The organism is Salipaludibacillus aurantiacus (genome assembly GCF_900111295.1).
GTDB lineage: Bacteria > Bacillota > Bacilli > Bacillales > Salisediminibacteriaceae > Salipaludibacillus > Salipaludibacillus aurantiacus.
In genome coordinates this window covers 77,038-98,180 of record NZ_FOGT01000002.1, presented here as the reverse complement: position 1 = coordinate 98,180, position 21,143 = coordinate 77,038, and the positions used below count along the sequence as shown (strand labels likewise).

Below are 21,143 nucleotides of genomic sequence, written 5' to 3'. Positions count from 1 at the left end.
CAGAGCCGGCAATTACCGGTTCGCCAGTTACAACCGGTAATGTAAAGAAGATAATTATGGAGGAAGACAATGACACACGTATGGAAGATATTTAAACAGGATTTATTGAATATTAAACGAGTGCCTCTCGTAGGCATTCTTCTTATAGGACTGGCAATTCTGCCGTCTTTATACGCCTGGTTCAACTTAAGTGCCTCCTGGGATCCTTATGCCAATACGGAAGGAGTTCAGGTTGCGGTGGTCAATGAAGATAAAGGCGCTTATGTTGATGGAGAATTCATCAACGTAGGGGAAGAACTGACAGAGAATCTTCAAAATAATGATAACTTCGGCTGGTCTTTTGTTGAAAGGAAGGAAGCTGAAAAAGGGGTGGAATACGGAGACTATTACGCAAGTGTCTATATAAGCAGCTCATTTTCTGAAGATCTCTCAAGCGTGGTTAAAGGAGAACCGGAATCGGCGCAAGTTCATTACCAGGTCAATGAAAAAGTGAATGCCATAGCTCCTAAAATGACGTCCGCAGGCGCATCTGCGATCGTAAAAGAGATTAATGAGCAATTTATTGAAGAAACCTCAAAGACTTTATTTCAGGAATTTGACAGACTCGGGCTTAAACTGGAAGAAGAACTTCCTACATTCCGCAGAATTAAACAAACAGTTTATGACCTTGAGTCCCATTTTCCTGCTGTAAACGAATTTGCAGAACAAGTGGTGGCGTTTGATGAAAATTGGGAGGAAATTGATAACCATATAAATCAGTTTCTGGAATTAAGGAGCCTTAGTCCCCAGATTGATGATGGAACGGAACAAATTCTCCTGCTTGAAAGCCGCCTGCCCGAAATCAATGAACTGGGCGAAGGCGTGCTTCAATTGGAAGAAACCATTCCAGACATTGAAAAAGCAGTGGCGGAGGTTGACGAGTTAAACAACCGGTTTGCAGACATTGCAGATCTGCTTGAAGAAGCTCTCGACGGCGCCAGGGAAGCTCAAGTAACGATTGAGAATGCCCAGGAAAGGCTGCCGGAAGTCGAAGAAAGAGCTGACTCAATTGAAGACTATTCAGAAGCACTCATGGTTTTTATAGATGAAGTTGAAGGTTCGTCTGAAAAAGTCAGTGAGACAGTCGCCCAGCAGGCGCTGTTCGCGAGTCAGACAGCTGCTTCTGCAGAAAATACTCTGAATATGTTTATAGACAATGAGGAGGAAGATAAGGCAAAGGACGTGCTGAAAGAATTAGATAAACAGCTTGCAAATCATATAGACGTTCTTGATAACGCCATAGATATGTACAGCTCAATTCATGACTATTCCGGGGATGAGGAACTGCTTGAAGTTATTAACCAGTTAACGAAGGTAAAAGAGCACCTTCAAACATTTCAAAAGGAACTTCAGGGCGCGTTAACGACAATTGAATCTGGTCAAACTCCAGGAAAGGACCTAATAGAGTCCCTGCAGTCAACCGCTTCAGAAACTGAACAAATGGCAGGCGGCCTTCACGATTATTTAATGGGAGAAGGGGCCGATCAGACAGATCAAGCCATCCAGAACCTCAGATCCGGTCTGGAGAACGTCGGCAACTCTTTCGAAGAAAATTATAAAGCTTTACAAACAGTAGAAGAAACGCTTGAAAATGCAGAAAAAATAGCTGTTAATGGAGAAGAAAGTATTGAAGAACAAATTGAACGGCTTCCTGAATTGGAAGAAAGCATTAAGAATATAACTCAGCAAATTCAGGACACACTCCCGCTTATTACCGAGGCAATTGAATCAGCAGCTGCCTTTGTCCGCGAGGACCTGCCAGGCATTGAAGCAAAAATATATGAGACGGCCGATTTCATACGGGATGACCTGCCTAAAGTAAAAGAAGACTACCGGAGGCTGACCGAATTATTAGAAGAAAATATGCCGCAAGTGGAGGAAGCAGTAAACGATCTCGCTGAATTATCCCACAGCGAGCTTCCTGAAATGGAAGAAAATTTAGGAGAAGTGGCGGACCAAATACGTGACATAGAAGAAGAGGACCGACTGAATGAAATTATTTCAGTTCTGCGGAATGATCTTGATGAAGAAACTGATTTTTTCGCAAACCCTGTAAATTTAGTGGAAGAAGAGCTTTTTCCAATACCTAATTACGGATCGGCCAATGCGCCTTTTTACACGACCTTAAGTCTTTGGGTTGGCGCTTTGCTGTTATCTAATCTGATCAGCACTAATTTACACACAGTGGATCGCCATCCGGAATTTACTCTCCGCTCAATTTATCTTGGAAGAATGATTTTGTTTTTAATCGTGGGCGTTCTCCAAGGGTTAATTGTAAGCATAGGAAATCTCACTCTTCTTGGCGTGTATGCAGACAGCCCCTACTTATTTGTTTTATTTTCAGTTATTATAGCCGTTGTTTTTATGACAATGGTTTATACACTGGCCTCCATTTTGGGCAACATTGGCAAGGCTTTGGCTATTGTGCTTCTCGTGCTGCAGCTGTCAGGCGGGGGAGGGACATTCCCAATTGAAGTCGCTCCACCATTTTTCCAGCAGATCAATCCTTATTTACCCTTCACTTACGCGATTAACCTGCTGAGAGAAGCAGCAGGAGGGATTATACCGGCTCTCGTATGGAAAAACGTTATCATTCTGTCAGGCTTCTGGTTATTAACCCTCGCTGTAGGACTTCTTTTAAAACCAGTGCTTGCCTCCAGAATTGAAAGGACATACGCTAAATCCAAATCCAGCCGCCTTGTAGAATAGAACAGGCAGGAAGACAATTCTCGTTACATACTCACAGGTGATATTATAAAAAGTAATGGGGATGGTATGGTTGGTGCAACGGATGTAGCACCAACCGATGTATCAGGAAGAAATAGCGAGCAAACAAGCGCATAAAGCAGCTAAAAAAGAAGTAACACGTGTTGGTGCAACGGGTGTAGCACCAACCGATGTATCAGGAAGAAATAGCGAGCAAACAGGCGCATAAAGCAGCATAAAAGGAAGAAACAAGTGTTGGTGCAACGGATGTAGCACCAACCGATGTATCAGGAAGAAATAGTGAGCAAACAAGCGCATAAAGCAGCTAAAAAAGAAGTAACAAGTGTTGGTGCAACGGGTGTAGCACCAACCGATGTATCAGGAAGAAATAGCGAGCAAACAGGCGCATAAAGCAGCATAAAAGGAAGAAACAAGTGTTGGTGCAGCGGATGTAGCACCAACCGATGTATCAGGAAGAAATAGCGAGCAAACAAGCGCATAAAGCAGCAGAAAAAGAAGAAACAAGTGTTGGTGCAACGGAAGTAGCACCAACCGATGTATCAGGAAGAAAACCAGCCGACCCACCGCATAAACGAGATAATAGAAAGGCAGGGGACGTAATAATGACTACAATACTAGTTGCTGATGATGATCCGCATATCCGAAAACTGATGAGGTTGTATCTTGAAAACAGCCAGTTTAATGTGATTGAAGCGGAAGATGGGCAAGAGGCACTGGATCTGGTCTCTGCGGAAAAGATCGATCTGGCGATTATAGACGTAATGATGCCTCATTTAGATGGGATTGAGTTAACCGAAGATATCCGATCGTTCTTAAATATTCCTATCCTTATGGTGACAGCGAAAGGCGAATCCCAGGATAAAGTAAAGGGCTTTAATGCTGGAACGGACGATTATTTAGTTAAGCCATTTGATCCGGTTGAGTTGAACCTGCGTGTGAAAGCCCTTTTGAAACGCTATAATATTAACCTGGAGAACCTTGTGAAAATAGGAGATGTATCTATAGATGTGGAGCGTCTGACCGTGGCATCGGCGCAAGAGACCGTGCAGCTGAAACGGAAAGAATGCGAGCTGCTCTTTACTCTCGCCGGTTCTCCTGGGAAAATTTTCACGCGTGCCCAGCTGATCGAGAAAATATGGGGATACGATTATGAAGGTGATGAAAGAACAGTAGATGTCCATATTAAAAGGTTAAGGGAGCAGATGACCCCGTTTCCTGACTTGACGATAACGACCGTCAGAGGCTTAGGATACCGGCTGGAGGAAAACTGATGATTAAAAAAAGCCTGTATTTGCGGATAGTTGCGACCTTTATTAGTGTCGTCTTAATAAGTTTATTAGTTTCATATATGATTACATCCTTGTTTTTTCAGCGGGAAGTGCTTTTTGAAGAAGAAATTACAAATGTCACCCGGGGAGTTGCAGGGGTCGTGGAGATGACTGAGGCTCAGATTATTGATGACATGATAGAGACACTAAAAGAATTTCATTTTGAAGTGATGATCGTAAATGAAGAAGGGGAACCGCTTTCTGAGGAGCCCTCTTTTCCTGTCAGTGAAGGGGCCTACCAGGAAGTAATCACAGGGAGCGCGGTTTCACCGGTCGTATACCATGAGAGCCAAGCCAGGGTAGGGGGGATGCCAGTAGAAATAGGTGATGAGTCGTTTGCCCTCTTTGTTCATATGGATTATGAAGCAGAGGGAGAAGCGATCCGGAACGTCATTCTAATAGCTCTTCTGATTGTTCTTATTGTTGGAAGTCTGTTAATATTTCTGGCTTCCCGGTATGTCGTTGATCCAATAAAAAGGTTAACGGCAGCAGCTAAAGAAATGGCCACAGGAAACTTTTCCATCAGGGTCAAAAACAAAGACAACAAAGACGAAGTGGGTGAGCTTATAAGGAGCTTTAACCATATGGCCGCTGAAGTGGAGCAAATAGATCAAATGAGAGATGATTTTGTAAGCAGTGTCTCCCACGAGTTCCAGTCTCCGCTTACGTCAATCAGAGGTTTTACGAAAGCAATCCGGGACGATATTGTGCCGGAAAAAAACCAGAAAGAATATCTTGATATTATATATAAAGAAACAGAAAGACTTTCTCGGCTGAGCGAGAATCTTTTGCAGATGGCGTCGCTTGAATCAGACCAGTATCCGTTTAAACCTGTTAATTACCGGCTTGACGAACAGGTGAGACGCGCCGTACTGGCAACAGAGCCTTTATGGAAAAAGCGGCAGCTGACAGTGGAATTGGATCTTGAACCGGCGGAAGTAACAGCAGATGAAGATTTATTCAGCCAAGTATGGGTAAACCTGTTAACTAATGCGATTAAATACTCTCCTAAAGGAGAAATCATTACTGTCACCCTTAGAAAACAAAGCAGCCATATTCAGGTAAGTATTAAAGATAACGGGAAAGGAATACCTGAAGAAGCTTTCCCTCATCTTTTTGACAAATTTTATAAAGTGGATAAAGCAAGAAGCAGTTCCACTGACGGAAACGGATTAGGATTATCAATTGTGAAGAAGATTTTAACCATTCATAACTGTGGGATTAATGTATTTAGTGAAAAAGAAAAAGGGTCTGTTTTTTCGGTGGAAATTCCGTTTAATAGAGAGTAAATAGATGCGTCCTGCCCAGCCTGGCAGGACGTTTTTCTCTTTAAAAAATTATTCTTATTAGAATCAAAAATTAAGACGTATGACAGCTTCTGCAGGTTTGTCGGCAGACTGATTTTTTACAGTATACTCCTTTTCACCAGTTCACAGTGAGTTCATAAACCTTTTATAAAATTTAAAGGGAGAAAGAAATGATACAAAATCGACAGGAAGAGGTGTCAACACAGATGAGCCTATCGAAGACGGACAGGAGGACAAGCGAATTGCCAGGAAACCCTCGTTCTTCTGAGTCGGAGGTCTCTCCAAGAAAAAAGTCTGTCAGGGAAATTGTAAATTTGCTGAGGAGCCAGGGCATACACGCAGACTTTTGTGTGCGGCGTAAAGAAGATAAAGAAAGCTTATAAAAGATTTGAACCAGAAAGCAGGAACTGACTGAGGAGGAGAAGGATATGGAAACAGCAGCCCCTTTAAATATAAGGAAGCTGAAAGCTGTTAAACAGGAGTTAACCCGGTTTATAATGACGTACCAGTTTGCTTTGGATGAGTTAAATACTAAAATAGATATTTTACAGCAGGAGTTTCATTACATTCATGATTATAATCCGATAGAACATGTGAAATCACGTATTAAGACACCGGAAAGCATTATGAACAAAGTCTGGAGGAAAGGGTGTGACCTGACAATTCCATCTATCAGGGAAAACATTCAGGATATTGCAGGTGTAAGAATTTCGTGTGCCTTTCTGTCAGATATATACGAGATAAGCGACATGCTCGAACGGCAAAAAGATATTCGTGTAGTGGAGAAGAAAGATTATATCGCTCATCCTAAACCTAATGGCTATCAAAGCCTTCATTTAATTCTTGAGATACCTGTCTTTATGTCAGACAGAGTGCTTGACGTTTATGTTGAAGTCCAGATCCGCACCATTGCCATGGATTTCTGGGCAAGCCTCGAACACAAAATTTATTATAAATACAATAAAGACGCGCCGCCTGCTATTCTTCAGGAATTAAAGGAAGCAGCAGAAACGGCAGCCCATCTTGATATTAAGATGGAAAGGATTCACAAAGAGATCAATGAGTATAAAGAAAACGACAGCAGCAGTGATCTTATTGCTAATAATGAAAGGTTTCGTCTTCCAAGAGAATTCCTGTCTTCCTATATTAATGCAGCAAGGTAGGATATACAGAAAGGAGATTGGGAGTTGGACCTGGAAAAGGTAAAAAAATAACTGGCGCGCTGTCAGGTCTGGCAGGTTTGTACGTGGTATATGCCTTCCTCACAGGGGCGCTTCTGTTTCAGTTCAATGAGCCGGCTGATGGCAATGTTAAAAGCTCGGATATTGACCGGTTCTATGGAAACGAACATGCCAATGACAGAGTAGTGCTGCTTGAAGACAGACAAGAATCAGGTTTGGGACGTATCTACCTTATTGGTATATAATTTCTCAAATAGTGTCATAGTTTACATCATCAGCCCAGCCAAATAAATTTATACAAATCTCATATTATCATAATTTGGCAAAAGGAGCGGGGATAAGTTAACTATTAAGAATAGAAGGATTTATGGGAGAGAAAAAAAGACAGTCTTATTAGAAAGTCTGCGGTCTTCTGGGAGGGGAGGAGCGGCCCCCGCAGCGATACTGCTAAAGCTTTTTCCACTCAGTCATACAATAACGGATAGCAAGGTTAATCCCTGGCTATCCGTTAAATCGATCTTTATCGTTTACTCCCATTCAAGATGGTCTATAAATAAATTTAACCAAACATTAAACAGGACCCCATTATTATCTTCTCTGTCTGAATGAGCATGCTTATAATACCATGCATCGTCTATTTCCAAAAATTTTATATATCCATCGTAAAAGTCTTTTCCACTGCCACTGTAGTAGGAAAAATGATGCTCACTTCCGCCGCCAAGATCTTCATGATAAGCGAGATCAATATCAAATGCCTCAAACATAATCTCCTTCCCTTGATCAACCGGGAATTCTTCGTTTAATTTGCCAAATGAATAAAAGCTGTTTTTGGAGACATCCGTGTCTGTGAAACGCCATTCTACAAACTGGTCATGCTCCACGCGTTCAACTTCTGTCCCAATCGGGCGGTAACTGGTCAGGCCTAATTCGCCGATGTCGTAAAGTTCAATCTTAAATTCTTCAAACATGCGAGCTCCTATAGATAAAATAACTGTTTTATCTGATGAACGCTCGTACTTTGAATGTATTTCCCCTTCAGAACCAGGAACTGTATAAGGTGAGGAGACTAACATTTGAGAAAAGAACACCCAGGATAAAGGCCAACTCTCTTCGTCGTCCAGAGGGACATCCATCGTGTAGATCATCGGGTGGCCAAATAATTCAGAAAGATAGAGTTCTTTGAAGCGGCCATTCTCCTCATCTATAAAACTGTACATTTCTGTTTTTTCGTAATCAAACGGAAACCATTGAGGAAAGTTACTTGATATCTGGAAGTCATGTCTGAATTTTTCTTTAAAGTAGTCAGGAGAAACAGTTGTTGACTCTGTCATAGACATGTCAGACAGAATGTCATCTAATTGTTCCTCATACAGACTTTCATTCAGGTCGTTCTCATATAAGTAGAGAGACATTTCTTCTGATTCAGGCCCAGTGAAAATAATTGAATGTATATCCTCAGTATAATCTTCATTTACAGACCACCCGTCAGGCAGTGAAACCGATAAATTCTCGTTATAGATATGGTGTATATCCATCTCATTTAAATCCTCAATGTCAATCGACTGCCTGTTAAGCACCCTTTCTAAAACTTGAGGGTTTTCTTTTATCTCGTCCAAATTAATATTTCCAGCTTCTTCTCTCTCTTCATTTAAGGGAGTGTTGGTCCTTTCTTCGGTTCCTGAATCGAGAGGCAGATCTCCCGGCATAAAATCATAGTTCAGTAGGATAAGAGCGGCAATACCTGCAGCCGATACAGTCGTTGCTGCTCCTATTATACGCTGGCGGTTAGTTAGCTTTTGTGTATTTTTATCTTTTGAAGTGTTTTGATTTAACCCATTTCGAAAAGCCTGCAGACTTTTTTGTCTGGCTTCTTCAGAAGGTTTAATTTGTTTCCTTTTTTTCATTAGTTGAATGAGCTCACCATCTCTACTGGTTTGACGCTTAGTCATTAATTGCTCACCTCCAGGTTAAGTTTTTCATGTAAAGCCAGGCGTGCCCGGCGTTGTGCTGATTTTATGGAAAGAGCAGTTTTCCCCATAATTTCTGCCGTCTCTGTTATAGAAAAATCTTCAACAAACCTCAGGTGAAGAATCATTCGATAGTTATCGGGAAGCCTCTCAATCGTTTCGAAAACTTCATCCATATGTATATTGCGCAAAACGGTGGTCTCGGCAGCTTCATACTCTCCTGCAATTCCTTCCATGGTGTCTTGATCCATCGTAAATGATCTCTGTTCTTTTTTTCGTTTACGGTAATAATCAATCACTATATTTCTTGAAATTTTAAAAATCCATGTTTTAAAGGAGGCATGTCCTTTAAAACGGTCGAGACGATTTGCAGCTTTAAGAAAGACATCCTGCAGCAATTCCTCGGTATCGTGATAGCTGTTCGTCTGTATGTAAATGTAGTTAAATATACGATCAACATAACGTTCGTGCAGTTCATGGATTGCATGCTGATCTCCAGAAAGAATATTATGTATAAGTTCCTCATCTGTCATCAATTGACCCTCCTGTTCTTCTTTCATAAGTATAGACGGACAAAAATAGGAGAAGGTGCTCGAAAAAGAAAATTTTTAAAATTTATTGGTAATTGAAATGATAGAGGGATAGATCGAGAGGGTAAAATGATGACTAATTTTTATTTCCAAAGCAAGTAGAAACAGGGGCACTTGGATAAGAGCAGGACCCGGCTGGAGGAAGTGGCTGGCAAATGCCCGAACCCGGCGGAGAAGCGACGAAAGGAAAAAAGAGCGGCCGGTGAAAGCCCCAATCGCCGCTCAGAAGCAGAAAAAGTAAAAGGGAGCACCCTTATTGCGAGTCTCCCGTTTCGATTATTTCAAAATACCTTCCTGTTTCGTCCTCGAAAAATGCTGTTTTCCAGTTGTTTTCTAAATGGAAAGGGCCTTCTGCCAGTTTAAGTTGCAGCCTCTCACAATAAGCAGCTGCTTCTTCCAGGTCATCAGTCTCAAAGGCCAAATGAACAGGCTGCTCATCAAGATGTTTGGATTCTGCGAGTTCTATCAAAATGTCTCCTGTAGAAAGGAAGACTATTTTTTCACTTTGGAAAATAAACTCCGTAACCACGTTAAAACCGCCTATTTTCTCCAAAAGATTTGCCGTTCCTGCCAAATTCTTAACCTCGATTCCAACGTGGTGTACTTTTTTTAACATCGTACACACCTTTCTCTAAATTATAAAATTGATGTCGCCGAATTCATGCCATAAATAGCCTTTTTTCAGGGCATGCTGATAGGCAGTGATCAGCTGATTCCGGTTAAGAAAAGCGGACAGCATATCAAGGTGGCTCGCTTCCGGTTCGTGGAAACCAGTGATCAAGCCGTCTGCAACCCGGAGAGGCGTAGCTTCATTAATATACAGATCGGTCCAGCCGGAAATACTACTTAAGTTACTTTTCCGGCGGGCAGCGGTCTCAAGAGCCCGGACGACAGTCGTACCGACAGGAACGACACGGCCTCCGTCTTTTTTTGTTTGTTTAACTGCCGATAGTGTGGCGGCAGGAATAGAATAGTGTTCTTTATTATGTGAAGGGTGCTGGTGCCACCGATCATCAAGCAGGTAGCTCAAGCCGGTGTGCAGCTGCAAAAAAGCGGTCCGAATACCGGCAGCTTGAAGTTTCTGAAGAAGTTCCCAGCTGAAAGCTCTGCCCGCAGACGGCATTTCCACTGAGCCGGGCACATTAGCATACACAGTCTGGTAGTAATCGAGAGACCAAGGGTGGTGTATATATTCGTAGCGGACAGGTTCTCCGGTAGAATACAGTTCTTCAAAAAGCCTGGCACTTGCTGCAGAAAATTCAACGACAGTAAAAGGCAGTTCTGGTTTAAAATTTATAACCTCCGCACTTAATCTGCTTGAAAAGTGCATTTGGTCATTTTTTTGAAGGTTTAATTCAGGGACGAGTACTTCCCAGACTTTTTCAGAGAGGCGTCTGGCAAGTCTTACTTCCTGATTTCGTTTACAAATAAAGCCGTTTCTCTCTATATCTGCTTTAAATACTGCAGGAATAGTCCGGCTGTTATTAAGCACGAGAAGATCGCCTTCCCGTAAGAATCCAGGCAATTGACTGAATGACGTATCTATCCAGGAACCTGATTGACGGCTAAGTACCATCATCTTCACAAAATCACGCCTTAACCCGCGAGCTTCAGGCGGTGAAGAGGCATTGAGCCTTTCAGGAACAGTAAACGCAGGGGGCATGACAGTGTTCATTCGACCGCCTCCTCAGAAGCAGGAGTAAATTCCTGAGCCCTTAAACGCTTCCCGTTAACGCCCTTACTTTTATCTGAAGCAAGGTATAAAAACACGTCAACGACTTTTTCCGGTTTCCATAGGTCATAGTCGCAGTCAGGAACGGCAAGAGCATGCATAACAGTATCCATTTCTCCTGGATCAATCATATTTATCCGGATGTCTGTCCCGCTTAGTTCATCAGCCCAAGTTTCGGACATTCCTTCAAGTGCAAATTTAGAGATCCCATAAACTCCCCAGCCTGCATAACCGGTGTTTCCGGCTTCTGAGGTCACGTTTATAATAGAGCCAGTGCCACGCTGCAGCATTCCGGCAAGCACACGTTTAGTAATTAAAAATACTCCAATTGTGTTTGTCTGCACAACGTGGAGAAAGTCTTTTTCAGTTGTATCTGCAAGGTGAGGGATCGGACTTGGTCCTACTGTAGAGGCATTATTAATGAGAACATCAGCATGCCCGTAGGTTAGTTCTGTAAGAGAGATAAAGCGGTCCACATCCTGGGCTTTTGAAATATCCGCCTGAACAGCCAACACATCAGCTCCCAGTGCCTCTGCTTCTTTTTTTACCGACTCCAGCTGTGTTTCTCCTCTGGCACAAATCGCAAGTTTCGCTCCTTTCTTTGCAAAAGCAAGAGTTAGTGCTCTGCCAAGTCCTTTTGAAGCGCCTGTTATGACAACTACTTGATTCTTTTCCATTCGTATCATCCTCTTTCAATTTTTAGTCATTTTCTAGTTTCATTTTATAAAGAAAGCGGCTAAGAAACGTCGGCAAAGAGAATGAACTTGCTATACAGAAAAAGCCCTGCATATTTAGCAGGGCTTTTTCTGCGACTTTAGACTGAATCATCAGGAGTAAAAGGGTTGGGCAAACCTTTACGGAAGCGGCGCATTCAACGAATCATATCACCGGCTCATACCTTATCATAGCCGTGTTTCATAGCATAAATAGCTGCCTGGGTACGGTCGTTTACTTCGAGCTTGGCAAGAATATTGCTTACATGCGTTTTGACTGTTTTCTCAGTAATGTAAAGCTCCGTTGCTATTTCCTTATTACTTTTACCTGCTGCAATGAGACGGAGGACGTCATCTTCACGTTTTGTAAGCTTTTCTATATGATTAGTGTCCATGCGGTCCCCTGATTGTACGTGGGTCATAAGCTGATTAGCCACCCTGGGGTGAATCTGTGCGGTTCCTGTATAGGCTCCCCTGATTGTGTCGGCCAGATGATCAGGATCAATATCCTTAAGCTGATACCCGCTTGCTCCGGCTTTAATGGCCGGCACCACATGATCCTGGTCAGAATAACTCGTCAGAATAATCACTTTCACGTCAGGATAAGCCATCTTAATCTCACGGGTGGCATCTACGCCGTTCAAAACGGGCATATCCAGGTCCATCAATATCACATCCGGTTTTAGCTCAGCTGTTTTATGCAACGCTTTCCGTCCGTTTTCAGCTTCACCGACTACCTCAATATCATTTTGAGTAGACAGAAAAAAGCGTAAGCCTTGCAGGACCATAAGATGGTCGTCCACGAGCAGTACTTTAATTTTCATCAAATCCCCCCTTTACCGGCAAGGTCACCGTGACTTCAGTTCCTTTGCCAATTTTGCTGATTACTTTGAATTCTCCGCCTGCTGCTTTTGCACGCTCTTTCATACTTGCCAGCCCGATTGAGCCTGCCGTGTCTTCGGGAAAAAAACCTGTTCCGTTATCTTTTACGGTCAAAGTGGCTTTCTTACCGGTCATGGCTAATGTCACTTCGGCTTCATCAGTTTTAGCGTGCTTTAGCACATTGTTTAAACATTCCTGTCCTATCCGCCAGATCGTTTCCTCTGTTTTTTCCGGCAGGGAGGCGACACCATCCATTCGGGTGTGTACTATTAACCCCAGGTTTCGGCCGTATTTATTGAGGGCTGTGACAACACCTTCTTCAAGTCCCGGTGGACGGAGCTGCCAGATTAACGTTCTCATTTCGCTTAAGGCTGTGTGTGCCATTTGCTGAATTCCTTCTAATGCCGCTTCCAGCTGCGCATCATTTCCGGACAAGTTTTTGGCGCCTTTCGTCGTTAGTGACAGAGAAAATAACGTTTGCGAAACAGAGTCATGCAAATCACGGGCAAGCCTGTTCCGCTCCTCCAGTACACTTAACTCCTGTCTCATTTTATGAAGTTTCGCGTTTTCCATTGCCAGGGAGAGGTGGTCGGCAAGCGCTTTTAAAATTTCTTCACTAACTTGACGACTTGCTGAAGTACTGATAACAAGAACCCCAATAACTTTTTCTCCGTTATTAAGAGGAAGCGCAGCAATAAAACGGTTCTGCCGCTCTGTAAGTACCACTGATTTTTCTCTGTCCGCCTTTGCGGCAAAGGTAAAGTGAGTCTCCGGATCAGATGAGTCATCCTGGCTTTTCTTGTTTGACAGCCTTCCGTTGTCTTTAATGTAGACTGTGACGTCATCAAATTGAAAGGCAGCTTTAATATAGTCAGCAGCTGCTTGAGAAAAGGTGGCAATATTGTTCAGCTTTTTGAGTTGCCTTGTCGCAACATCCAGCTTTGCGAAATCGACTGCACGTTTTTGATGTGCCTCGTAAAGCTTCATCCGTTTAATAGCCGTTCCTATTTGATAAGCAACCGATTCCAGCAGAGCCAGCTCTTCCACGTTAAAATGAATTTTTCCCGGTGAGGCGACATTCAGAAGGCCGAACGTTTCTTTTCCTGCTTTTAACGGGACGGTGGCATGGTGAGTAATGTCTTTCGTATCACCTAAAGACAACGTCACCGCATCTTCAAGTCGTTTGCACTCCATAATGTTCACAGCACCGGTCAGCTTTCCAGACCAGTATTTATCAATACACCAGCAGCCGCCTTCCTTCATCGGCTTTTTATTATCAGACTTAAGAGCAGGAGGGAGGTGACAATCAGCGGCACAAATGTAGTCGCCTTTATTTTCACTGAGAAAAATCCACCCCGCAGCGAGCCCCGTCACTTCAAGGAGCCTCTCGAGTACAGTGGTAAGCATCTCGTTTAAGTCTTGCGACTGGTTCAGTGTTTCTGCAATTGTTTTAAGCGTTAACAGGTCATTTCCCTGCTCTTTTGAAGCCATTATTATCCCACCGTCCACGTATAAGATAATTGAATTATATCATTTTCTGAATATTTAAGTTTCCTAAAAGCACCATGCTGGTCTTTGAGCCCCGCTGAACCTCTAAAAGAGGCTTACCTAAAAGGTAGCCTCATGAACTGATCTTAGTTTATGACAATAAAGCCAGGCAGATTAAAAAGACTACATAAACCCCTGAAACCGTGACTGGACCAGAGTTGATTGAACGTAGTTAATCATTGTGACGTAATCGAAGACAGGCAGCTGCACGGCCTGCTGGACTGCTGCGGCGTAAGGCGGAAGGCTGCTGCATTCCAATAGCAGCAGTTTCACAGCGGGTTCGTCTTCAGTGAGTTGCCTGGCTACCGAAACGACTTCCTGTTCAATTAAGTCAGGTGCAATAATACCTATTTCATCATGTGCAGCTTTTCTGAAGTTTTCCTGACCTTCAAGACCGCGGACACAGAGAGAAACATGAGAGTTTATTCCGAGCCCTTCCAGTATCTTTTCGTCAAAATAATCTGCTTTGCTGCAGATTACACCGATTTTCTCGCCTTTTTTAAGCATATGGGACATAAAGGGAAGCTGAAGCAGACTGGACATAAAGACGGGAACTTTTAGTGTGTCAGCCAGTTCTTCCTGATACATCGCTAAATAGCCGCAGTCCCCGGTCACAGCTTTAACACCTTCATTGACGAGATCCTGCCCTGCTTCAATCAATGGTTCCAGCATTGACCGGTCTTTATTTAACAGTTTATCGAACGTTAAGCCTTTCACCGTTTGAAACCTGACAGGAAAGCTGTAAGTCGTAGCGTTGCCAACATCTCCCGGAATAAAGGGGGTGAATGTATCAATTAATATAATGCCGATTGAGACACCGTAGCTGACCTGGCCTTTGTTAGCTCTTAAAATCACCTGTGTGTCCTCCTGGTTCCAGTGGTTTTAGTGTAAATAACGTCCCTAATCCTTTCTGGGGTGTGAACCTGCCTGTGAGACGGAGCGCTTCCCAGAAGCTGGCCTGGTTTGCCGTAATCACCGGTCTCTGAATGGCAGTTTCAATATCTTCCAGCCACTGAACAGAATGTAAAGCTGTATCGGGAATTAACAAAGCATCAATATCGGACCGGCTGTTGTCTGCTGCGAATTGAAGCACCTCTTCTTTTTGCAGCGTGCCTACCTCTGCCGCGGTAATAATATTCTTGCTGGCGTACTGAACGACTTCAATCTGAAAACTTTCAAGGAAATTCTTAAAAATGACTGCTATGTCTTCAGGGTAGGTGGCTGCGATGGCAACCCGCTTCGCGTTAAGAGTTTGTGCGGCATGGATAAAAGCTAAAGCGGTCGTTGAAGCAGGGACCTTTAAAGCGCTTTCCATGGCGGCGACTTGTTCTTTAATCCCTTCCAGACCGAGAACAAAGCTGGCACTGGTGGAAGTCCACAGCACCGCATCTAAATTTTTACCAGCTAACTCTTTTGTTCCTTCGTTAATGCGCTTAACACTTCCCATTTCGCTTAACGCTTCCACTGTGTGTGCGTCTTCGATGAATGTCGTATGGACAAGCTCCACATCTACTCGGGGAGTGACCATTTGCCCTATTTGCGGAAAGTCATCTTCGGCGGCAAAGCCCGGATAAAGAAATCCCAATTTAACAGATTGATGGTTTTTAGACATACTCATATTTCTCCTTTAATAAAATTAAGCATTCCTTACTTTTCAAATACAACTCAGCCTCTCATTAGCTCTATCACCAATCACATGGTGATTTTACATTCTATTAAAAACATGCCAAGATAAGACCGTAAAATTTTCTTGGAGATAGGAATAAATTTATAAAGAAATGAGTGTCCGTCAATGGATATCATAAATACTGACGTTTTAATCATAGGATCTGGTGCCGCGGGCCTTTCAGCAAGTGTGTATGCCGCCCGGTCAGGCCAAAAGGTGCTCGTGATTGATAAAGGGGCTGTCGGGAAAAGCGGCTCGACCGTGGGGGCAGTGCAGATTGCCAGTTTAGGTGAATGGTCCCTTAACGGAGACAGTGAGGAAACTTACTTCAAAGATATTGAAGAGAGCGGCAGGGGACTCAGTGATCCGGTACTCGCAAAAATCTTAGCGGGGGAGATTACTGAAAGAATTAACGAACTGATCGCCTGGGGGTTAAAACTGGATGTCGATGAAAAGAAAGAAGTGGCAGTCTTTTCAACTGCAGGACATTCCATTTCACGCTCGGTCAGTGCGAGAAAAGGCAAAACCGGACTTGGGATTCTCCAGACGTTTTTAAAAAAAGCACGGTCGCTTAAAGATAATCTCAACACATGGAGCGATGTCATTACTCTGGAACTTCTCACGTCGTCTGAAAGAGTCACAGGAGCGCTGGTCTTTGATTTAACGGAGACTAAACTGTCTATCATTCACGCTAAAACGGTTATTCTTGCTACCGGCGGGATGGGCCAGCTTTATCCGGTAACGAGTAACCCTGTTCAGGCGACAGGAGACGGATTTTCTCTCGGGCTGGGAGCAGGAGCCGCTCTTAAAGACATGGAACAGGTACAGTTTTATCCGGTCAGTCTAAAGGCCCCTCAGTCTGTTGCCGGCTTCTGCATCAGCTTTTATCATTATTCCAAGCTTTATAATAAGGACGGGCACCGCTTTATGGCAGATTATGAACCGGAGACGCTCGAAAATACAACAAGAGATAAACTGTCTCTCGCTATGGCCTCTGAAGTGGGCCAGGGCCGCGGTACAGAAAACGGGGCAGTGTTTATGGACGTCACGCATACAACAGATAGAGTGAAAAGCGACTTTCCTCACGAATATGAGATGTGCGTGGACAGGGGAGTCGATTTACGTTCAAATCGGGCAGAAGTCGGCCCTGCGGCTCATTTTATCATGGGAGGAATTCAAATCGATGGGAATGGCGCCTCTTCCGTGCCGGGTTTGTACGTGACAGGAGAAACGGCAGGCGGACTGCACGGCGGCAACCGTCTCGGCAACAATGCACTTTCAGAGTGCCTCGTGTTTGGAGCGCGGGCGGGGCAGGCCGCAGCTAGCGAATCAGCTGAGAGGGAGAATCGTCTTTTCCCTTCGGCAGACGTCAGCGAATGGTTACAGAAGTTAACGGGCGATTCTCCTGTCAGGGGAAAAAAAGGCGTGAGTCCTTATGATATAAAAAGAAAGATACAGTCAGTGATGGACGAAGGAGCCGGAGTGGTTCGCTCGGATAAAGGCCTTCATCAGGCCAGGAAAAAGCTCGAAGAAATTGACGTCCTTTTAAAAGAGGCTAAGGCACCTTCGTTAAAACCTTATTCGAGAGAAGTCATTGATTTTATAGAGAGCCGCCATATGGTCCGCACCGCTAAAGCAATCGTTGAAGCAGCAATGCACAGAACTGAAAGCAGAGGCGCCCATTATAATAAGGACCACCCCGGGCTTGAGACTAAGCCATATCATACGGTTGTAACTTATCAAGATGAGCGGTTTATATGCCTGAGACAGCCTCTTAAAGGAGATCGGTAATATGTCTGTCATTCAAGTGAAAATTGAGCGCGATCACTATGAAACGTCATTCTTTGAGGTTGCTTATTCAACGGACATGACGGTTTTAAATATCATAGAGGAAATCTACCGGCATCATGATCCCGCTATTGCCTACCGTTTTTCATGCCGGACGGGTTTATGTGCGACCTGTATGATGATGATTAACGGAAAACCCGGATTAAGCTGCATGGCTATGGGCAAGCCAGGTGAAGATGGTTATTTAACGCTCGCACCTTTGCCGAAGGGCCATACGATCAGAGATTTGGTAAAAGAGGTGTGAAGTTTAAACGCCTGTTATTCTAAAAAATAATGTCTCTCTTGCTTCGTATAAGCAAGGAGGCTTTTTTCTTGCTGTTTTAATGAAATAAACTTCGTCACTTCTCTGGACTACCAGGTTATATACGCTTAACTAAGGGTACGGGGGTGACGAGAGAGAAAATAGAAGCAAATAAGGGGGGAGCCCGGTGACACCCGGTGCATTTATAACAGGACTGCTTTTTATAATTATCCATTTAATGACGAACACAATTCTCCCGCGCTCACGAATGAAAAGGAATAGATGGCTCTCCTTTTCTGCAGGTGTGGCTGCTTCTTACGTGTTTATGTATATTTTGCCCGCTCTGCACGAAGAACAGGCTGATTTCGGGGAAGAAGCGCTCACCATGGAATCTGAGCTTTACGTTTTCGGGCTCATCGGCATGCTCATTTTTTTCGCTATTCAAAATGCAGCCAGTTATTACCAGAGGACGGAAGAAGGAAAAAAGGAAGGGACATTTTTCTGGGTCCAGCTTTCTTTTTTCAGTATTTACAATATGCTGGTCGCCTATATTGTTATATCTTCTGAAGTGGAAGGCGTCCAGGCCGCTTTTTACTCGGTAGCTATTGGGATGCACTTTGTGGCTGTGGCCCACGATTTATGGTTAAAAGACAATCAGCGGTACAACAGATACGGCCGGTTTGTCCTTGTTTTAGGAATCATTGCAGGATGGCTTTTCGGCATGTTTTTACAATTGACGCCATTGGCGTTAGCGATCGTTTTCGCATTTATTTCGGGAGCGATGATTTTAAATGTAATGAGGTTTGAAGTGCCGCTCGCCAGAAATACACATTTTCCATCATTCGCTTTCGGCTCTGTGAGTTACTCTATCGTTGTGCTGTTATTAAAATTTCTACTGGAATGGTAGATTGCCAGTTTTATAGTCAGTTTCATGAATATTCGAATGCTGCAAAGGACGGGGTATTAAAAAAGTTTCTAGAAAAGATTCACATGTTTTTACAAAATAGCAAAAAAAGGAGTGGAAAGGCTGAAAACTGGGTAAAGAAAAATGGCGAAGACTCTTGCTTGCTAGTCATCACTACACACTAATTTTCACCTGAAATAATCGACACATTTTATAAGCTGCAGGAGGTTATTATATTATGAATTCGAATCAAGATAGTCATCGGCAGACTTACGATGAAGACCATGAGAGTGGGCGTGGCAAACAAACGAAAGTAGTGGGGCTTGTACCAGCACCTGAGCTGCCTGAAGAAATAGTCTCTAAAGTGGCAGATGATCTCCCCGACCTGCTGTCCCGTTTCGTAGAGGACCGTGTCCATTGGAAAATTGATTCAGTGACCGACCCTTTGACCGGGGTTGCAGGAGAATCGAAACAAATTTTGGAAAAGACTGAAGAAAGTAAAACACAGCAAGGCTGGGATTTCGCTATATGTGTGACGGACCTTCCTATCTTTCAAGACAGGCTGCTGGTTGTAGCCGATGTTAACGTGAAGAGTGATATGGCGGTAATATCACTTCCATCACTGGGCTCTACCCCAATGAAAAAAAGGGTCCGTGAAGCAATTATACAAATGGTTGATGAAATGTACCATGGAAAATCTGAAGAAGCCCGCGAACGGCAGGAAAGAAAAACGGAAGAGACGAGCAAAGAAGATAATGAGGTTAATAAGAAAGGATCGCGCCAGTTAATGAGCCGGCGCCCGACAGAACTTGTATCTCCTATTAAAAGAGTCACCTTCTCTGATGAGTCGGATGAGGAAATAGATGTGCGATACCTTGTCAATTCAAAAGTGAGTGGAAGTATCAGGTTAATATCAGGCATGGTGCTTGCTAACCGGCCATGGACAATTTTTCCATCTTTCAAAAGTGTCTTGGCCGTCGCTTTCGCTACTGGAGCCTATGCTCTTATTTTTCCGACCCTCTGGATGCTGAGTGATGAGTATGACACATGGCGATTTTTAGCGCTCATGTTAACATCTATTCTTGCCATGGTAACCTGGGTTATCCTCGCCCATGATTTATGGGAATCTCCGCATAAGTCGAGTTCCAAATTTATTGTGAGGCGTTATAATATTGCCACCTTTTTCACATTGTTTGTTGGTGTCATCTTTTATTATGTCAGTTTATTTTTCATGTTTTTAGCAGCCGTCTCTCTTTTAATTCCACCTTCTTTAATGGAAAGAGAATTGGTAACTTCAGTGCACTTCGGAAACTATGTTTGGCTGGCATGGCTGGGTGCTTCTTTTGCGACGATTATAGGGGCACTTGGTGCGGGGCTGGAAAGTGAAGAAACTGTATTAAATACCACCTACGGTTACCGCCAGCAGAAAAGAAAAGAAGAAGCCAGGGAGCGCGAAGAACGTGAAAAAGAAGAAAAGGAATATGAAAAGAGCACCTGATACTTTGGCGCCCCAGTCGCTGGGGCCCATATCCTGGTTAAGCCGCATATGCGGCTTATTTTTTTAACTTATAGCCTTGGCAAAAAATGTTAAACTTAATATAAAGCAAACAGACAAACAACGTATCAGATTAAAGAAACCCAGATTGCCTCATATTGGCTGCTAATAATAACATAAGGAGGAAGAAAGAAATGGATCTGCTATATAGTATTTTTGGACTTTTAATATTTTTATTACCTTTAATTTTAATTATTTTAGTAATTAGGTGGATTTTTATTATTAAAGAAAAATCAGAGGAACAGGTGAAACAAAATAAAGAAATTATTGCCTTGCTCAAAGGGAAGAAATAGGAAATAATTTTAATCTAGGGGATTTAAAAAGGACCTGGAGGTGAAAGAATGACTATTGGAAATAAATATCTGCAAATAATAATAGAAAGGTTTCTAAGCATTAAAAGCCTTGGTGATAAAACGTTAAACCAACTGTCCGAGGAGGATATTCATTGGCAGTATATCGATCAATGCAACAGCACGGCAGCAATTGTCAAACATATGAGCGGCAATATGGTTTCAAGGTGGACTGATTTTTTAACATCTGACGGAGAAAAACCGGACAGAAAAAGAGATGACGAATTTGTGGATGACATATCTTCTAAAGTAATATTAACCAGACTTTGGGAAGAAGGCTGGCAGGTTCTAATGGATACATTAGAAGGGTTAAGTGAAGAAGATTTATTAAAAGAAGTGACGATCCGCGGGGAGAAGCATCTTGTTATTGAAGCGATTGAGAGGCAGGTGGCTCACTATGCCTCCCATACAGGACAGCTTATTTATATTGCTAAGCAGTTAAAAAATGAAGAATGGGAGACCCTCAGCATACCAAAAGGAAAATCAGATGAGTATCTTAAATATATGACTGATAAGCATAAAGGTAAATAATAGATTAAAAGATATTTAGAAAGGCCTATTAGCA

The 21,143-nt window shown here is 43.1% G+C and carries 22 protein-coding genes; 13 read left to right on the top strand and 9 right to left on the bottom strand.

The window, feature by feature from the left end:
- Positions 1–69: 69 nt before the first annotated feature.
- The 7 genes from BMW59_RS02470 to BMW59_RS02450 all read left to right on the top strand — a co-directional run bounded on the left by BMW59_RS02470 (position 70) and on the right by BMW59_RS02450 (position 6,827).
- Positions 70–2,748: a YhgE/Pip domain-containing protein gene (locus tag BMW59_RS02470; protein ID WP_093047444.1), complete on the top strand. Its 2,679-nt coding sequence runs from the start codon at positions 70–72 to the stop codon at positions 2,746–2,748.
- A gap of 97 nt (positions 2,749–2,845) precedes the next feature.
- On the top strand, positions 2,846–2,974 hold the full coding sequence (locus BMW59_RS22185) for a hypothetical protein (protein ID WP_281244200.1): 129 nt from the start codon (positions 2,846–2,848) through the stop codon (positions 2,972–2,974).
- Between the two features lie 53 nt (positions 2,975–3,027).
- A complete protein-coding gene (locus BMW59_RS22180) occupies positions 3,028–3,156 on the top strand; it encodes a hypothetical protein (RefSeq protein ID WP_281244199.1) in 129 nt (42 codons plus the stop codon).
- Between the two features lie 212 nt (positions 3,157–3,368).
- Positions 3,369–4,037 carry a response regulator transcription factor gene (locus BMW59_RS02465; protein WP_093047705.1) on the top strand — a complete coding sequence of 223 codons (669 nt, stop codon included), beginning with the start codon at positions 3,369–3,371 and terminating at the stop codon, positions 4,035–4,037.
- On the top strand, positions 4,037–5,383 hold the full coding sequence (locus BMW59_RS02460; RefSeq protein ID WP_093047443.1) for a sensor histidine kinase: 1,347 nt from the start codon (positions 4,037–4,039) through the stop codon (positions 5,381–5,383). The genes BMW59_RS02465 and BMW59_RS02460 overlap by 1 nt, the downstream gene beginning before the upstream one ends.
- Positions 5,384–5,829: 446 nt before the next feature.
- Positions 5,830–6,564: a GTP pyrophosphokinase gene (locus BMW59_RS02455; protein WP_093047442.1), complete on the top strand. Its 735-nt coding sequence runs from the start codon at positions 5,830–5,832 to the stop codon at positions 6,562–6,564.
- 17 nt (positions 6,565–6,581) lie between these two features.
- Positions 6,582–6,827 (top strand): hypothetical protein, encoded by a 246-nt coding sequence (locus BMW59_RS02450; protein WP_093047441.1) that lies wholly within the window; start codon positions 6,582–6,584, stop codon positions 6,825–6,827.
- A gap of 282 nt (positions 6,828–7,109) precedes the next feature.
- Here the strand turns inward: BMW59_RS02450 and BMW59_RS02445 are convergent, their stop codons facing one another.
- The 9 genes from BMW59_RS02445 to BMW59_RS02405 all read right to left on the bottom strand — a co-directional run bounded on the left by BMW59_RS02445 (position 7,110) and on the right by BMW59_RS02405 (position 15,626).
- The gene (locus BMW59_RS02445) at positions 7,110–8,531 is read right to left on the bottom strand and encodes a hypothetical protein (protein WP_093047440.1); all 1,422 of its coding nucleotides are present in this window, start codon (positions 8,529–8,531) and stop codon (positions 7,110–7,112) included.
- Positions 8,531–9,082: an RNA polymerase sigma factor gene (locus BMW59_RS02440; protein WP_093047439.1), complete on the bottom strand. Its 552-nt coding sequence runs from the start codon at positions 9,080–9,082 to the stop codon at positions 8,531–8,533. The genes BMW59_RS02445 and BMW59_RS02440 overlap by 1 nt, the downstream gene beginning before the upstream one ends.
- 310 nt (positions 9,083–9,392) lie before the next feature.
- A complete protein-coding gene (locus tag BMW59_RS02435; protein ID WP_093047438.1) occupies positions 9,393–9,755 on the bottom strand; it encodes a VOC family protein in 363 nt (120 codons plus the stop codon).
- A 15-nt stretch (positions 9,756–9,770) separates the two neighbouring features.
- Positions 9,771–10,814, bottom strand: coding sequence for an S-adenosylmethionine:tRNA ribosyltransferase-isomerase (locus BMW59_RS02430; RefSeq protein WP_245732917.1), 1,044 nt, complete (start codon positions 10,812–10,814; stop codon positions 9,771–9,773).
- Positions 10,811–11,548, bottom strand: coding sequence for an SDR family NAD(P)-dependent oxidoreductase (locus tag BMW59_RS02425; RefSeq protein ID WP_093047437.1), 738 nt, complete (start codon positions 11,546–11,548; stop codon positions 10,811–10,813). Before BMW59_RS02425 ends, BMW59_RS02430 begins: the two co-directional genes overlap by 4 nt.
- Positions 11,549–11,763: 215 nt before the next feature.
- Entirely contained in the window at positions 11,764–12,408 is a 645-nt protein-coding gene (locus tag BMW59_RS02420) for a response regulator (RefSeq protein ID WP_093047436.1), read from the bottom strand.
- Positions 12,398–13,957 carry a GAF domain-containing sensor histidine kinase gene (locus BMW59_RS02415; protein WP_093047435.1) on the bottom strand — a complete coding sequence of 520 codons (1,560 nt, stop codon included), beginning with the start codon at positions 13,955–13,957 and terminating at the stop codon, positions 12,398–12,400. The genes BMW59_RS02420 and BMW59_RS02415 overlap by 11 nt, the downstream gene beginning before the upstream one ends.
- A 180-nt stretch (positions 13,958–14,137) precedes the next feature.
- Positions 14,138–14,869, bottom strand: coding sequence for an aspartate/glutamate racemase family protein (locus tag BMW59_RS02410; RefSeq protein ID WP_093047434.1), 732 nt, complete (start codon positions 14,867–14,869; stop codon positions 14,138–14,140).
- A complete protein-coding gene (locus tag BMW59_RS02405; protein ID WP_093047433.1) occupies positions 14,853–15,626 on the bottom strand; it encodes a maleate cis-trans isomerase family protein in 774 nt (257 codons plus the stop codon). The genes BMW59_RS02410 and BMW59_RS02405 overlap by 17 nt, the downstream gene beginning before the upstream one ends.
- A 180-nt stretch (positions 15,627–15,806) precedes the next feature.
- On the opposite strand from BMW59_RS02405, the gene BMW59_RS02400 reads away from it, so the two are divergent.
- The 6 genes from BMW59_RS02400 (at position 15,807) to BMW59_RS02380 (ending at position 21,109) form a co-directional block, all read left to right on the top strand.
- Complete coding sequence (locus tag BMW59_RS02400) at positions 15,807–17,471, top strand: L-aspartate oxidase (RefSeq protein ID WP_093047432.1); 1,665 nt, start codon at positions 15,807–15,809, stop codon at positions 17,469–17,471.
- Position 17,472: 1 nt separating this feature from the next.
- Positions 17,473–17,772, top strand: coding sequence for a 2Fe-2S iron-sulfur cluster-binding protein (locus BMW59_RS02395; protein ID WP_093047431.1), 300 nt, complete (start codon positions 17,473–17,475; stop codon positions 17,770–17,772).
- A 235-nt stretch (positions 17,773–18,007) separates the two neighbouring features.
- Positions 18,008–18,676 (top strand): hypothetical protein, encoded by a 669-nt coding sequence (locus BMW59_RS02390; protein ID WP_245732916.1) that lies wholly within the window; start codon positions 18,008–18,010, stop codon positions 18,674–18,676.
- 235 nt (positions 18,677–18,911) lie between these two features.
- Positions 18,912–20,171 (top strand): MFS transporter, encoded by a 1,260-nt coding sequence (locus tag BMW59_RS02385; protein ID WP_093047429.1) that lies wholly within the window; start codon positions 18,912–18,914, stop codon positions 20,169–20,171.
- Between the two features lie 191 nt (positions 20,172–20,362).
- Positions 20,363–20,521 carry a hypothetical protein gene (locus BMW59_RS21490; RefSeq protein WP_177174160.1) on the top strand — a complete coding sequence of 53 codons (159 nt, stop codon included), beginning with the start codon at positions 20,363–20,365 and terminating at the stop codon, positions 20,519–20,521.
- A gap of 48 nt (positions 20,522–20,569) precedes the next feature.
- A complete protein-coding gene (locus BMW59_RS02380; protein WP_093047428.1) occupies positions 20,570–21,109 on the top strand; it encodes a DUF1572 family protein in 540 nt (179 codons plus the stop codon).
- The last annotated feature ends 34 nt before the right edge of the window (positions 21,110–21,143 follow it).

Coding starts and splice junctions, on each gene's coding strand:
- BMW59_RS02470 (WP_093047444.1), top strand. CDS start 70: ATGACACACGTATGGAAGATATTTAAACAGGATTTATTGAATATTAAA.
- BMW59_RS02415 (WP_093047435.1), bottom strand. CDS start 13,957: ATGGCTTCAAAAGAGCAGGGAAATGACCTGTTAACGCTTAAAACAATT.
- BMW59_RS02460 (WP_093047443.1), top strand. CDS start 4,037: ATGATTAAAAAAAGCCTGTATTTGCGGATAGTTGCGACCTTTATTAGT.
- BMW59_RS22180 (WP_281244199.1), top strand. CDS start 3,028: ATGTATCAGGAAGAAATAGTGAGCAAACAAGCGCATAAAGCAGCTAAA.
- BMW59_RS02465 (WP_093047705.1), top strand. CDS start 3,369: ATGACTACAATACTAGTTGCTGATGATGATCCGCATATCCGAAAACTG.
- BMW59_RS02405 (WP_093047433.1), bottom strand. CDS start 15,626: ATGTCTAAAAACCATCAATCTGTTAAATTGGGATTTCTTTATCCGGGC.
- BMW59_RS02455 (WP_093047442.1), top strand. CDS start 5,830: ATGGAAACAGCAGCCCCTTTAAATATAAGGAAGCTGAAAGCTGTTAAA.
- BMW59_RS02440 (WP_093047439.1), bottom strand. CDS start 9,082: ATGACAGATGAGGAACTTATACATAATATTCTTTCTGGAGATCAGCAT.
- BMW59_RS02420 (WP_093047436.1), bottom strand. CDS start 12,408: ATGAAAATTAAAGTACTGCTCGTGGACGACCATCTTATGGTCCTGCAA.
- BMW59_RS22185 (WP_281244200.1), top strand. CDS start 2,846: ATGTATCAGGAAGAAATAGCGAGCAAACAAGCGCATAAAGCAGCTAAA.
- BMW59_RS02445 (WP_093047440.1), bottom strand. CDS start 8,531: ATGACTAAGCGTCAAACCAGTAGAGATGGTGAGCTCATTCAACTAATG.
- BMW59_RS21490 (WP_177174160.1), top strand. CDS start 20,363: ATGGATCTGCTATATAGTATTTTTGGACTTTTAATATTTTTATTACCT.
- BMW59_RS02380 (WP_093047428.1), top strand. CDS start 20,570: ATGACTATTGGAAATAAATATCTGCAAATAATAATAGAAAGGTTTCTA.
- BMW59_RS02430 (WP_245732917.1), bottom strand. CDS start 10,814: ATGAACACTGTCATGCCCCCTGCGTTTACTGTTCCTGAAAGGCTCAAT.
- BMW59_RS02390 (WP_245732916.1), top strand. CDS start 18,008: ATGACGAACACAATTCTCCCGCGCTCACGAATGAAAAGGAATAGATGG.
- BMW59_RS02400 (WP_093047432.1), top strand. CDS start 15,807: ATGGATATCATAAATACTGACGTTTTAATCATAGGATCTGGTGCCGCG.
- BMW59_RS02435 (WP_093047438.1), bottom strand. CDS start 9,755: ATGTTAAAAAAAGTACACCACGTTGGAATCGAGGTTAAGAATTTGGCA.
- BMW59_RS02385 (WP_093047429.1), top strand. CDS start 18,912: ATGAATTCGAATCAAGATAGTCATCGGCAGACTTACGATGAAGACCAT.
- BMW59_RS02425 (WP_093047437.1), bottom strand. CDS start 11,548: ATGGAAAAGAATCAAGTAGTTGTCATAACAGGCGCTTCAAAAGGACTT.
- BMW59_RS02395 (WP_093047431.1), top strand. CDS start 17,473: ATGTCTGTCATTCAAGTGAAAATTGAGCGCGATCACTATGAAACGTCA.